Source organism: Acinetobacter sp. AG3 (genome assembly GCF_022343575.1).
Taxonomy (GTDB): domain Bacteria; phylum Pseudomonadota; class Gammaproteobacteria; order Pseudomonadales; family Moraxellaceae; genus Acinetobacter; species Acinetobacter guillouiae.
The window spans coordinates 2,950,175-2,964,853 of the sequence record NZ_JAKQZD010000001.1 but is presented as its reverse complement, the minus strand read 5'-3'; the positions used below and the strand labels follow the sequence as shown (position 1 = coordinate 2,964,853).

Below are 14,679 nucleotides of genomic sequence, written 5' to 3'. Positions count from 1 at the left end.
TCAATCTTGTATGACATCAGCCAATTATACTGATGTCCTGTATTTCCTTATGAAATATTCTGTTCCCGTTTAGTTTTTATACTAAGAAACAGATAAGAACCTATGACCAAAGGGATAATATAGGTCATAAGGGTTAGGTACATTATCCCGAGATAGGATAGGTATTTTAAGCACGAAGAGAATTTTCTGGTGTTGAGGGTTGTTAGGAGTAAAGCAGCGAATCCGATACAACCTAAATACATATAGGGTTGGGATTGAGCAGATACGAGAAAATAGGTAAAACTAAACATCCAGATTAGGCGTAGACACACAATACCAATGCTTCTGTAGAAAATAGCCTTATCCGTTAAATTATGCTGTTGCTTGCGGTAACCAAAGATAGCGAACAGTGGTCTAAAAGAGTCTGGTAAAAGTAAAAAACCAACAGGAATTAAGCTATATACCAGTAACCAAGGATAGTTCGGATGCCCGACGGTATAATATATAAATGCGAAGCCACCACACAGAGTAGCCAGACCAGCCAACATCATCCATCTGTCGAAATGAATATAGCTACTTTGCAGCAGTTGATTCATATCAGGCCTTGCGACCAGTTGCAGGCAACCAAATAAAAAGACAGAAAGAAGTATCCAACCATAGCTCAGAACCTGATGTAGGGTAGGATTAAACCAATGGATAAAGCTGCACAAAACCAATCCGGTTAGAAACCAGATTTGACTGAATCGGATTAGTCGTGTTTCTTGATCTGAATCTGTCGTCATGATTGCATGAAAAGCTGGCTGAATCAGAAAAATAAAAAGTAAACTGAAGACTGCTGTGCTCAGTAAAATGGCTGCTCCTGTGAGCTGCTTTCCCCAAAATGTCTGCAAAAATACAAAGGTACTCATCGCAAATATTAGATCAATAACAATAAATTTTTTGTTTACAGCTAAACTTTTTAGAAAACTGAAATTAATATTCTGCTCAGTATTTGATAAATGAAACTGGTTAAGGAGATCCATTATTTTGAGCTGAGGATGATCTTTGCGAAGCTGTCTTTGCAATTTAAGCATGCGGAAAGGCTGAAATTTCTGTGTGCCTGACAGTAGCTGTAATAGTTGATTTCGCTCAGATGGTAAACTTTGCAGCAATAATTTGTTGCTCTGATAAGTATCCAATTTAGACTGCAAAACATTGCTATAGTAAGCATAATCGTAATGATGAATATCATCTGAATAGATAGTATTCCACAGATCAAGGAAGCGTGAATATTCGGGATTTAGCACATCAGCTTCAATTTCAGCAAGAGGTCCGAGGAGCTGATCCTTGATTTGAATCTGCTGGGCCAGCGTCAGCTCAGATTGCTCAGTGAGTAATTGGGTAAATTTATCAAATACAGTATCACTAATATTCTGATCCCAGAGTGCATCGCTAACCTGATGAAGCTGAGCTAAAGGTGAAGCACTTTCATGATCAGGGATATCCGTATCTGCTGAGGTCTGGTGATATGAGTATTCCTGATCATGATGAATTACAGTATCTTCTAAAGCAGATGGATCTGTAATAGCGGTACAACTGGCAAGCTCAAAGAAGTCTTCCAACTGAAACTGCTGTAATAAATATTTTAATCGTTCCAGATATTCTGTCTTTACACTTTGATCACTTACAGCCTGTAAGGCGATCCCAAATTGTATAATTGCATCCGTTATATTAAATTTAATATTTTGTGAGGTAATCTGTTGTTCAAGATCTACAAATAATATTTCAATTTGAGTAGATGTAGTTGAAGATATGTCGGTATCCGTCGTTACATTGACATCATAAATAATTGACGGTGTTACATCTTCTTCGTATTCAGATTCATAGGCCATCATTTCTGCTTCAGCCTGTGCTTCCTGAAGGGCTTCTCTTAGTAAAATGAAAGCCTCAGCTTGCGTATCCTGATCAATGGTTTTCAGTTGTCTTGCATAAGCCCGCTTTATTTCCCGTTGATCTGAAGTGGGTTCTATTGCCAGTCGTTGCCAGGCTGTCATTTATTCTACTCATTTTTCTAGTTAAGTATGCATCTTGGACCCAGATAAAGTAGGGGTAAGATGATTTTAGTTCAAACATTTTAATCATATTGGCTGAATTTACAATTAGTGTGGGCCTTAGAATAATGAAAAATAGATGATTGCTAAAAAAATACTCAAGCTCATTAGACGAAGGCTTCTGGTCGCTTAAAAATTATACATCTCAGGGTATTCTTTAAAAATTTTTAAAAATTACTTTGGTTCATGGTTTTAATATGTATTTAACTCAGCTATGTATAGAACTTAAATACTTAAAATTATTACAATCACAATGCGGCTTACCTCAGCGTTAAAAGAGTGGAAAAAACTAAAATTAAAAAAAATGAAATTGTTTAAATTTTTGATAAATAATAAATATTTAAAATAATGCTTAATCTTTATTTAAAGAAGAGCGAGAGGAGAAGCTTAATAGGTCTAGGTTTTTAATTACTCAAATGAAGTCAAAGTGAAAAAAGCATAAATTAAGCTAATCTATACAGCTTGTCCTATTTACAAAATGTCATAATTTCGAAATAATAAAACGTGAAATACATCACAATTACTATTGACATGAAAAATTTAGAATTAAATAAAGTTTCTTTAGCTGTTTTTTTAACGATTTTAGCAACAACGACTCAGGCTGCGGAACCACCATCAAATCCAACTTTGACGTTAAATCCTACTCAACGTCAGCAACAACGTGATGAAGCATTACAAAAGCAATTACAGCCCGAAGCTGTAGTGCAAACGGGACTAGAAAAACAACTTCAAACCCAAGCACAACTGCAATATCTAAAATCAAACAGCGAAGACGTGTGTTTTAAAATTAAAAAATTTGTATTGATTGGGGATGATGCACGTCAATTTACTTTTGCGATGCGTCCCGTCACGCAAGGCCAACATAATCTCATTGGCCGATGTATTGGGGTACAAGGCTTAAACCAAGCCTTAGATCTAATTCAAAACAGTATTATTAGTCATGGTTATGTCACCACCCGCATGCTGTTACCTCAACAGAACATTGCTTCAGGTGAGATTAAACTGCAAGTGATTGCTGGGAAAGTAGATCAAATTCAATTTGTTCAAGGGACGTCTAAGCGTGCTCACAAATTTAACGCCTTGCCTGTTCAGTCTGGGGATATTTTAAATATTCGGGATATTGAACAAGGTTTAGAAAACTTTAAACGCGTGCCGACTGTTGAGGCTGACTTTAAAATCAAACCCTCAGAACAGCGTAACCAACCTGGCTATAGTGATTTAGAGTTGGCATGGCAACAATCAAAACCCTACCGGATTCATTTAGGTGTTGATGATGCAGGCTCAGATTCAACTGGGAAATACCAAGGCACAGCAACCTTATCTTTAGACCATCTGTTTACTGCAAATGACTTGTTTTATGGCAGTTATAACCATGATTTGGGTGGGGGAGATCAAGGTAAACGCGGAACGGACGGCTATTATTTAAGTTATAGCATTCCACTCAAATATTGGTTACTCAGCACCAGTTATAGCCAGTCTGATTATAACCAAACGGTTGCAGGTGCCAGTGAAAGTTATAGCTATAGCGGCAAAAGCAAACTGATTGGGGCCGATTTATCTCGGGTACTTTACCGTGATGCCAAACGAAAAACCACCGCCAGTGTGGGAGGATGGTATCGGGAATCACAAAACTTCATCAATGATGTAGAAATTGAAGTACAACGTCGAAAAACCGGTGGCTGGAAAGCCAGTTTGGATCATACAGAATATCTAGCCAATGCGACTTTAACAGGCAATTTAACCTATAAACGCGGTACAGGTGCATTTAATGCAATGCATGCACCTGAAGAGCAATTTGGCGAAGCCTATACCCATGTCGGTATTTTACAAGCCAATGCCAGTCTGCAAGTGCCATTTAAAGTCGGTAATCAATCGCTACAGTATCTTGCTGAATGGCGAACACAGTACAGTAAAAAACCACTGACCCCACAAGATCGATTCTCGATTGGGAATCGCTATACCGTAAGAGGGTTTGATGGTGAACAAACTTTATTGGCAGATAATGGATTTTTAGTCCGTAATGAAATCAGTGGCTCGATGTTTAAGCTTCCGATGCAATGGTACACAGGAATTGACTATGGTGAAGTGGGGGGTAAAACCGCACATGAACCAAATCCATTGCTGGGAACAAGTTTAATGGGTGCTGCCTTTGGATTACGTGGGCAAGTCTTAAAATCGGTCAATTATGACGTTTTTGTTGGGACGCCGTTAAAAAAACCAGACCACTTTAAAACAGACAATGTGACTACAGGATTTAGCCTGAACTGGATGTATTAATCCATTACATCCCATGTCCATATGCAACTTTCAATCTTGAAAAAATATTAAAACATTTAGGTAAAACATTATGAATAAGAATCGTTATCGCATTATTTTTAGTCAAGCACGTGGCATGTTTATTGCGGTTGCTGAGATTGTAAAAAGCCGTACAAAAACAGCGGGGCAATCACATAGCATTGGTGAAATTGAAATAAAGGATGTCACGGGTGCATCTTCAATCACCTATAAAAAACTCAATCCTGTCAATTTTGCTGTGGTGAGCCTATTAGGTGCAGCAATTTACACCTTGCCGATGGTGACCATCGCTGAAAGTCAAATTGTGGCAGATCGATCAGCACCAAGCTCACAACAAGCCACCATTCTAAACAGCAGTAATGGTTTGACCCAAGTTAATATTCAAACCCCAAGTGCCGGTGGTGTATCACGCAATACCTATACCCAGTTTGATGTGGGTCAGGAAGGTGCGATTTTAAATAATGCACGAAATAATACCCAAACCCAATTGGGTGGTTGGGTACAAGGTAATCCATGGCTCGCCAAAGGTGAAGCCAAGGTGATCCTGAATGAAGTGAACAGCAGTAATCCGAGTCAATTAAAGGGTTATTTGGAGGTTGCGGGTAAACAAGCGCAAGTGGTAATTGCCAACCCATCTGGCTTGATCTGTGATGGTTGTGGGGTGATTAACGCAGATCGTTTTACCTTAACCACAGGTCAAGCAGTAATGCATCAAGGTTATCTTGATTCATTCCGAGTACGTGAAGGGCAAGTCACGATTGAAGGGAAAGGCTTAAATGGAAGCTTAACCCCTTATACCGATATTTATGCACGTGCTTTAAATGTCAATGCGGGTCTATATGCCAATGAGCTAAAAACCGTGTTGGGTCAAAACGACATCAATGTTCAAGATCAGAATTCAGTAAAGATTACTGCAACGACAAGTACCACGTCTTCACCTACACCGAGCTTTGCTCTTGATGTTGGAAAATTAGGTGGCATGTATGCTGGAAAAATCTATTTGGTTGGTACTGAAAAAGGTTTAGGGGTGCGTAACGCAGGGTCACTCAATGCCACGACAGGTCAGATGCGTTTAAATGCCAATGGTGACTTAACCAATACAGGCAATATGATTGCCAATAAAGATCAAATTCTAATTCAGGCAAGCAATGTAAAAAACAGCGGTAATATCAGTAGTACACAACAACAAATACAGATTCAAGCCGACAATATTCAAAACACTGGGCTGATTGCGACTCGTGATGAAATTAAACTCAATGCTCAAGGCAAGATTGATAATAATGAGGGGGTGATCAACGCAGGACGAATTGATTTTACTGCGCAAAACTTAACCAATAACAAAGGTAAAATCGAGCAAACAGGTCAGCAACAACTCAACATTGCTGCAAAAAACTTAGACAATACTCAGGGCTTAATTGGTCAGGCAACCGTCGATCCTAGTGGGACAGGGCAAACACCGGGTGGAACCACATCGCCAAGTGTGACTGATCCAGAGCAACAGTCTTCAGCGCAAGACTCAAGTACGGTTGAAGTTGCACCCACAGACCTGACACCAAAAACTTTTGAAGCAGGAAATATTCAGATTGCTCAAGATATTGCCAATGTAGAAGGTGCAATTGTCAACAATGCTGAAATCAATCTTAGAGTTGAAGGCAGTATTAAAAACAATGGTGGTGAAATTCAACTGCCTGAATTGCAATTTAATGGGCAATACTTTGACAACCAACAAGGTAAACTCACTGCGAATGTGGTGAATATCACTGCACAACAGGTGGATAATCAAAAAGGTGTAATTAATGCCAATCAAAGCTTTGATTTAACCGCACAACAATTAAATAACGATCAAGGCCGTTTACAAAGCGCCAAGACACTCAACTTAAATTCAGCTGAGATTGATAATCGCCAAGGTCAAATTCTTGCTGCGGATGCATTAACTCTAAATTCTGCGAATACTAATAATACCCAAGGCGTAATTGGTTCAGTCAATGCGGATGCCAAGCTGTCTATTCAAACTTTAGACAATACTAAAGGAGAGATTTCGGCACAGAATGTACACCTGACAGGTCAGAGTTTAAACAATCAACAGGGTACAATTCAATCTAAAACTGCTGATTTGAACATTCTGGTCGAGCATGTTGATAATGGTACGATGCAGGATTCAGCAGGTAATCTGATTGCTGCGCAAAATCTTAAATTGAATGCTCAGCAGTTACAAAGTACTGGGCAAATCTATGCTGGCAATAGTGCTGATTTAACTGTGAATCAGTTACAACAGCATGGTCAATTAGCGGCACAGAACAAAATCAAGGTTCAAGCAAATACCATTGTCAGTGATAAAAATGCAGTATGGGTCGCAGGTCTTGATCAAGATGGGAAACTAAGCAATACAGATGCCACACTGAATATTGATGCGCAACAGGTTCAACTGGCAGGGAAAATTTTGGCAGGTGCTGAGTTGCAAATTAAAGCAGCTCAAACAGCAGACTTAAGTCAAAGTGAAAGCCAAGCCAAAAATATCAACATTGCAACAACCCAACTGAATACCAGCAATGCAAAAATTATTGCAGATGAGCAACTGGATTTAACCGCAACACAAAGTATTGTCAATGAAAAAGGGCAATATAGTGCAAAACAGGTCAATCTTAATACAGCACAGTTGAATAACAACCAAGGTTTAATTCAACACACAGGTAAAAATGATTTTATTCTGGATGTGGCAAATCAGATTGATAACAATGCAGGGCAGATTATCAGTAATGCTACAGGTACTGTAATCAAGACCAATACACTGAACTCGGTTGCAGGTGAGATTTTACATGCAGGTGATCAACAGTTAAAAATCACAGCACAAAACCTACAAGGACAACAAGGCAAAATCCAAAGTAACAGCCATCTACAACTCGATCTAGGCATTGCTAATTTAGACCAAGCGCTTACATCTGCACAAAATATTGATCTGAATGCGGTTGAACTGAGCCATCAACAAGGACAATTGCTTCAAAGTGATGCCAATGGGCAGTTGAAAGTGAATGTTGCACAAACATTGAATAATAGCTCAGGTGTGATTAGTGCTGCTGGTAGCGCTCAGCTGAATGTTACTCAACTGAATAACAGTGCAGGTAAGCTTCTTGTAGATAAACAACTGGGGATAAAAGCTGATGATATCAACAATACACAAGGTACTGTATATACAGACGATTCGCTTAATATCATTGCAAAACATGGCATTAATAATCAGCAAGGTATCTTAGCAGCCAAACAAGCGGTATATGTAAAGGCGCAATCATTAAATAATACAGAAGGTACAGTTCAATCCGAACAGTCAAATCTTGATCTCAGTATCACTGGGGCGCTGGATAATCAACGTGGAAAACTGCTGTCTAATCAAGATATCAGTATTCAAAGTCTAAGTTTAAACAATGCATCTGGAACAATTTTTTCTAATCAAGGCTTAAACTTAGATATAGACGGGGGAATTGAAAATCACTCTGGTACAATTGCTGCCAATAACAATATCTCAGTTAATGCTCAATCATTAGATAATACTTCAGGGCAAATACGCTCTGAAAAACAACATTTAAATATTATTACTCAGCAAAATTTAAACAATGATTCAGGCATTCTTGTGGCAGCAAAAAATGTTGCGATCACTGCACAGGATCTATCTTCTCAAAATGGACAAATTCAAGCAGGTCAACATGCTGATTTAACCGTTCAATCTTTGGATAATACTGCTGGTACACTCTATGCAGAGGGTCAATTAAAATTAAATGCTTTAGCGCATATTAACAATCAAGATGGTGTGATCGCGGCTAACCAAGGATTTAATTTAAATGCAGCTTCATTATCAAATAATGCTGGTAAATTAATTGCACAGCAATCTGCAATGCAGCTCGATATTGCCAACGAATTAAGCAATATCAAAGGCGAGATTTCAGCCGCGCAAGACTTAACAATGAATAGTGGTCATTGGAATAATGTTGAAGGTAAAGCTGTAGCGGGTCAAAAATTACACCTAAATACCGCTACATTAGACAATCATCTTGGTGTGATTTATGCACAAGACCAGTCTAAGATTGTAGCCACTGGTCAAGTGAATAATACTTCAGGGGTTATTGCGTCTAAACAGATTGATTTAACCTCACAGTCATTGCTTAATGATTTGGGTAAAATCAGAGCAGAACAAGGTTCGTTAAATTTATCTGTAGACAATGAGCTGAGTAATCTGTCAGGTGAAATATTTGCGCAACAAGAAGCGAATTTAAAAGCGCAGCAAATCAACAATCAAAAAGGTAAAATACAGAGTATTTTAAAAACCAAGATTGAAACAAACACTTTAGATAATCAATCTGGAACAATCTATAGCCAAGATCAACTACAACTGTTGGCACAGTCAGCAATTCAAAATCAGCAAGGTACAATCGCTGCACAAAAAGATCTACAGATAAACAGTACAGATTTAAATAATGAGCAAGGCATTATTCAATCAGAACAGGGACGCGCAGATTTAACTGTACAAGGTGCATTGAATAATCATCAGGGCGAATTATTTGCAAGTAAAGGATTAAATGTTGTTGCTCAAGGGATTGATAATCGCTTAGGGCAAATCTCATCACTAGAAAAATTGAATTTAGACAGTCAATTACAAACATTGAATAATGAATCAGGTAAAATTTTAGCAGATCAAATTTTGCTAAAAACTGGCTTACTTAACAATAATTCAGGTTTGATCCAATCTAATTCTGAATTAAGCATCGATACCAATCAGCATGATTTGTTGAATCAAAATTCTGGTGCTCGTGGTGGAATACTCAGCCAAGGAAAACTTAATTTAACCCATGTCCAACAGTTATTAAATGATAACGGCATTCTTGCTTCAGCAGATGATGTAGAAATCAGCGCACAGCAATTATCCAATCAAAAAGGACAAATCAATAGTCAAGGCAATCTAACAATTGCTCAACAACAGTCAGGCGGGGTACTGAATAACCAAGGTCAAATTCAAGCATTAAAAAATATTCAAATTCATACCGACCAATTGAACAACAGTGGTCAAGGCAGCCATATTGTTGCTGCTGAGGATTTATCAATCCAAGCGCAAGTGATCGATAATCGACAAAATTTAGATGATACGATTTTGGGTGGTTTAGATGCTCAAAATATCCAATTAAATGCACGTGAGTTAAAAAACCAATCTGGTGGAATTAGAGCAAGCAAAGATGCATCACTTTTGATTCAGCAGAACTTTGATAATCAACAAGGCAGTGTGACCAGCCTAGGGACATTATTGATTGGTGATTCTCAAAAAACCTTAAATATTAATAATACTCAAGGGGAACTCATCGCGCAAAATCGGTTAGTAATCAGTGCGAACAATTTAATTAATCAAGGTAAAATCATTAGCCTTGGTGATGCTGAGTTGAATTTAAAGCAAAGTTATACACATCAGCAAGGTGATGAACTGAGTGCCAATGGTTTACTCAAAATCAATAGCGAACACGATTTCATCAATCAATCTGTCTTAAGTGCAGGCAAAGGCCTTACCGTAAATGCTCAGAATATTTTAAATCAAACTGGGGCGAGTATTAGCAGTATTGAAACACATTTAATCGCCAACGATGTGCTACATAATCAAGGTTTAATTAATGGTGAGTTAACCCACTTAAAAGCAAATTTAGTCTGGAATGATGGTGCTAAAATTTATGGTGATCATATTGCTATACAAGCACAGACTTTAAATAACAAATCGAACGGATCTTGCGTCGGAGCAGAGCAGTGCTCTGCTCGTTCCTCCTCAGGCGCAGTTATTGCTTCACGTGGAGATATTGATTTAGGGATTGATATTTTAAATAACCAAGCAGGAGGTTTGATCAATAGTGACTCAAAAGACAATGCTTGGATATTGAGTATGGGGCAATTAAATGTTGGGGGCTCACTGGATGGTAATTATCAAGCACAAGGTCAAGCCCAACTGATTAATAATCGTAGTGCAACCATTGAGTCTCAAGGCAATATGCGACTCACTGCAAAAGAAATTCAAAATTTAAATGATAATTTTTCAGTACATCAAGTATTAGAGTCATCCAAATTTGTACATAGTTATGAGGATAATCGACATCCTGGGATTGATGTTGCGGATTTGCTTGTTGAGCTGGAGAGAGACGGCGGTTTTTACTGGCTTGTGTTAAGTGATGGGCGACGTTTACGTACCTATAATATTTTTGAATATGATAAAGAAACCTATGTTCCCGAAGTATTAACCAGTACTCCTGGTCAAATATTGAGTGGGGGCAATATGTTGCTTCAATCTGATCATATCGTAAATGATCAGAGCCAAATACTTGCAGCAGGAGTATTAAAGGTAGAAGGAACCGATATTGATAACAAAGCCTATTTAGCAAATAAACTCATTCAATTTAAAAATCCAAAAAAATGGTTTTATGATTCTGGTCGAAAGAGTTCAATGGCCTATGCGCCTGCTGATGAGACACAGCCATATGAGTTAAGTGGCCTTTATGGTGGCAATAAAGTTATTGCTGTTCCAACGACAGAGATTAAAGACAAGACCAATGACACTGTTCAAGTGCATGTAACAGGTTCCAAACAAGCGCAAGCACTTGAATATGCCAAACAACAGGCTCAACAAAAGCAAGTTGCAGTGGATGCTGGACAACAGGTCAATGTTAAACAATCAGAAAATGCACAAAATCAGCAGCTTGGTGAGCTAGATCCGAATGGTTCACAACAGCAAGTCCAACCAACTGAAAATCAAAAAGTTGATTCAGCTCAACAGCTAAATGCTTTAGACAAGCAGGTGTCTGGAGTAGACAAAGCATCTGACTATGAAGTGCGTAGTGTAGAACAAAAGACAATTACCTTACCAAGTAATGCATTGTATAGCACAACCAAAGATAGCCAAGCGCAGTATTTGGTAGAAACTGATCCAGCATTTAGCCAATATAAAAAATGGCTATCATCCGATTATATGCTGAGTGCACTTGGTTTAGATCCAGCAAATCAACAAAAACGTCTAGGTGATGGTTTTTATGAGCAACGTTTGGTGCAAGATCAAATTGCACAGTTGACAGGGCATCGTTTTTTATCTGGTTATGGTAGTGATGAAGAGCAATATAAAGCTTTAATGAACAACGGCTTAACCTTTGCTAAAAGTTATAATTTACGTCCTGGAATTGCTTTAACTGCTGCTCAGATTGCACAGCTTACCAATGATATTGTGTGGTTAGAAGAAAAAACTATCACATTGGCAGATGGGACAAGCAGTAAAGTATTGGTTCCACAAGTTTATGTTCGAGCAAGACCTGGTGATTTAAAAGGTGATGGTACTTTGATCAGTGCTGATCAAGTGCAAATGAATATGAACGGTGATGTGCTTAATCAAGCGACGATCGCTGGCCGTGAAGCACTGATCATCAATGCAAATAATGTCAACCAATTGGCTGGACGAATGGAAGCCAATCGTGTTGGGATTAAAACGCAAAATGATTTAAACAATATTGGCAGCCAGATTGTTGCAAAAGAAGCAGCATCTTTTGATATTGGCGGAAATTTAAATGTAAATAGTACATTGACCAGTAATAATAAACAAAAAGGCCAGAGTAATTATGGTTTTACCGCTATAGATCGCAAAGCAGGGATCTATGTGGGTAATAACCAGACTAGCTCAGTGGAAGGCAGTGATAATTTCAAAACGACTTTAAATATCAAAGTGGCTGGTAACACCACATTGAAAGGCGCAGAAATTTTAAATAGCAATGGTTCAACCATTCTACAAACGCAAGGGGATGTAAATTTAGCGACATTACAAACAGAGCGGATTAACAATAGTTATAAAAATAATAAAAATTATGACTTTAGTACAACGCAACAAGATGTAGGTAATCAAATCGTTGCAAAAGGTGACTTAACCCTGACTGGGAAAAATATTGATATTACAGGCTCTCAGGTCAGTAGTGTGCTAGGTCGGACGACTTTAAGTGCTGAAGAACAACTGAATATTCAAGAAGGGCGTGCTCGTAGTACAGTTGAACATGCAGATGAAGTGAAGAAAAAGAGCTTTTTAAGCAGTAAAACGACTCAAACTTACCGAAAAGATAAGTCAGATGAGGGCATAGCCAGTACTGTTGATGGTAAGCAAGTCATTTTAGATGCCAAAAATATCAAAATACAAGGCAGTAAAATAATTTCAGATGAATTAACGCAAATTCAGGCCAAAGAAAATGTCAGTATTACTGCTGCTGAAAACCAATACCTAAATGAGTCAGAAAAGCGTGTTAAAAAATCTGGTTTTACTGCAAGCCTCTCAGGTGGTGTAGCCAGTATTGGTTATGGTAAATCAAATGTAAAAGCTCAGCAGGATAATCAATCAACTGAGTTACTGCAAAGTAAAATTATAAGTACGCAAGGAAATACCAATATTCTAGCAGGCAAGGATTTAACTGCAGAAGCCGCTATTTTGGGTGCAGGCAAAGACCTGAATCTACAAGGTGCTAATGTTAGTCTAAATGCAGGATATGAAAGTAGTAAGCAACATACAAACGTACAGAGTAAAAACTCAGGTTTTTCTGTTGGGTTAACCTATTCACCTGCAACAGCAGCGGCTTCAACCTATAAGAAAAATGCCGATAATGGTCAATTTAGTGATAGTGCTGTAGGTCAGGTGATGTCACGAGCGGATGCTGTTGATAAAGCATTGATGGCCGCACAAACGCCTATTGTGCTGACTGCAGGAAATCAAAAATCCAATCAAAGTAGTAACTATACAAATACTCAAGCCGTTGTGACTCAAGCAGAAGCGAAAGGTAATTTAAATATCATTGCAACAGGCGGAAATATAAATAGCCAAGGTGCACAACTCGCTGCTGAAGGCGATGCACTGTTACATGCTAAAGATAACATTAACTTGAACTATGTGACTGATCGTCAAGATCAGACTGCAAATAGTAAACAAAGTGGGTTTAGCGTTGATACACGAAATTGGACTGCGCCTGCAGGTGTTTATAATAATAAAGACAAAGGTCAAGGAAATGTAGATAAGGTTACAGGTACCCAACTTTCTGTGGGTGGAAAAACCACATTACAAACAGAAAAAGGTGACATCAATATCCTCGGCAGTTCAGTCGCTTCACAAGGTGATGTGAAGATCAATGCTGCGAATGATGTCAATATTAAATCAGCACAGAGTAGTCAAAGCCAAAGTCAAAGCAGTTCCAATAAAGGCATTGGTAGTGCTCAGATTTCAGATACTGAACAATTTTATGGCTATATGAAGGGTAACAACCAAAGCAATAGTCAAAGTATTGAACAGCAACGTAGCCAAGTCGGAAGTTTAGAGGGCAATGTCAATATTCAGGCAGGGAATCACTATAATCAGCAAGTTGCAGATATTGTTGCCAATAAAGATATCAATATTACTGCAAAACAAATCAGTGTATTGGATGATTACAATACTGGAAGCTCAGACAGTTCATCGAAAGATTTAAAAGTCGGTGTATTTAAACGGATAAGTTCACCAATTTTAGATTTGCTGGGTTCGGTAGACAAAGCCGCTAAAGGCAATGCTGCAGATGATCGTACCCAAGCTTTACAGGGATTGGCAGCGGGTGCGCAAGCCTATCAAAGTTATAGTGACATCAAAGGCGGTTCAGTTGCTAAAGCTGAGGCTGGTATAGGTTTTAGTACCAGTAAAAATCAACAAAGCAATAGCTATGCAACTTCACAACCAAACCAGATCAGTGCGGGTGGTAATGTTAATCTCACCAGTACAGCAGGTGATATTCATTTACAGAATACTCAAGTCAAAGCGAAAGAAACAATAAGCTTAGATTCGGCTAAAAATATTCTTTTAGAATCAGGACAAAGCCAAGAAAAGGCACAGGGTAAGAACAGTAATGCTGGATTAAGTGTCGGTGTAGGTGCATCGGTCGGAGCTCAAACAGGTGCGTATATCTATGCTGAGGCAGGCTATGGTAAAGGCAGTAATCAGCTTGATCGTAATACGCATAGTCAAACAACATTAGAAGCCAATAAAGTGAGTTTGACGAGTAAGGGTGATACAACTTTGGCTGGCGCTAAAGCCACAGCAAATCGTATTGATGCGGATGTGGGTGGCAAGCTCAGTATCATCAGTCAACAAGACCAAGTTGAACAAAAGATAGATCAAAGTGGTGCAGGAGCACGTGTCCAAGCTTCATTAGGTACAGCATGGCAAGCGTCTGGAAATTTATCCAGCAGTAGTGCAAACGGTTCATCTAATAGTGTGAATCAGTAAGCAGGCCTATTCGCTGGTGATGGTGGT

General features: G+C 38.6%; 3 protein-coding genes. 2 read left to right on the top strand and 1 reads right to left on the bottom strand.

What is annotated here, in order from left to right; translation table 11 throughout:
* Positions 1 to 47 precede the first annotated feature (47 nt).
* On the bottom strand, positions 48 to 2,012 hold the full coding sequence (locus tag L3V46_RS13770; protein ID WP_239046008.1) for a molecular chaperone: 1,965 nt from the start codon (positions 2,010 to 2,012) through the stop codon (positions 48 to 50).
* Positions 2,013 to 2,600: 588 nt separating this feature from the next.
* Here L3V46_RS13770 and L3V46_RS13765 point away from each other — a divergent pair.
* Positions 2,601 to 4,346, top strand: a complete 1,746-nt coding sequence (locus tag L3V46_RS13765) for a ShlB/FhaC/HecB family hemolysin secretion/activation protein (RefSeq protein ID WP_239046007.1) — start codon at positions 2,601 to 2,603, stop codon at positions 4,344 to 4,346.
* A 70-nt stretch (positions 4,347 to 4,416) separates the two neighbouring features.
* A complete protein-coding gene (locus tag L3V46_RS13760; RefSeq protein WP_343212653.1) occupies positions 4,417 to 14,652 on the top strand; it encodes a hemagglutinin repeat-containing protein in 10,236 nt (3,411 codons plus the stop codon).
* The last annotated feature ends 27 nt before the right edge of the window (positions 14,653 to 14,679 follow it).

What these genes read in the sequence shown, in the direction of transcription:
- L3V46_RS13770 (WP_239046008.1), bottom strand. Translation starts at nt 2,012, where the DNA reads ATGACAGCCTGGCAACGACTGGCAATAGAACCCACTTCAGATCAACGG.
- L3V46_RS13765 (WP_239046007.1), top strand. Translation starts at nt 2,601, where the DNA reads ATGAAAAATTTAGAATTAAATAAAGTTTCTTTAGCTGTTTTTTTAACG.
- L3V46_RS13760 (WP_343212653.1), top strand. Translation starts at nt 4,417, where the DNA reads ATGAATAAGAATCGTTATCGCATTATTTTTAGTCAAGCACGTGGCATG.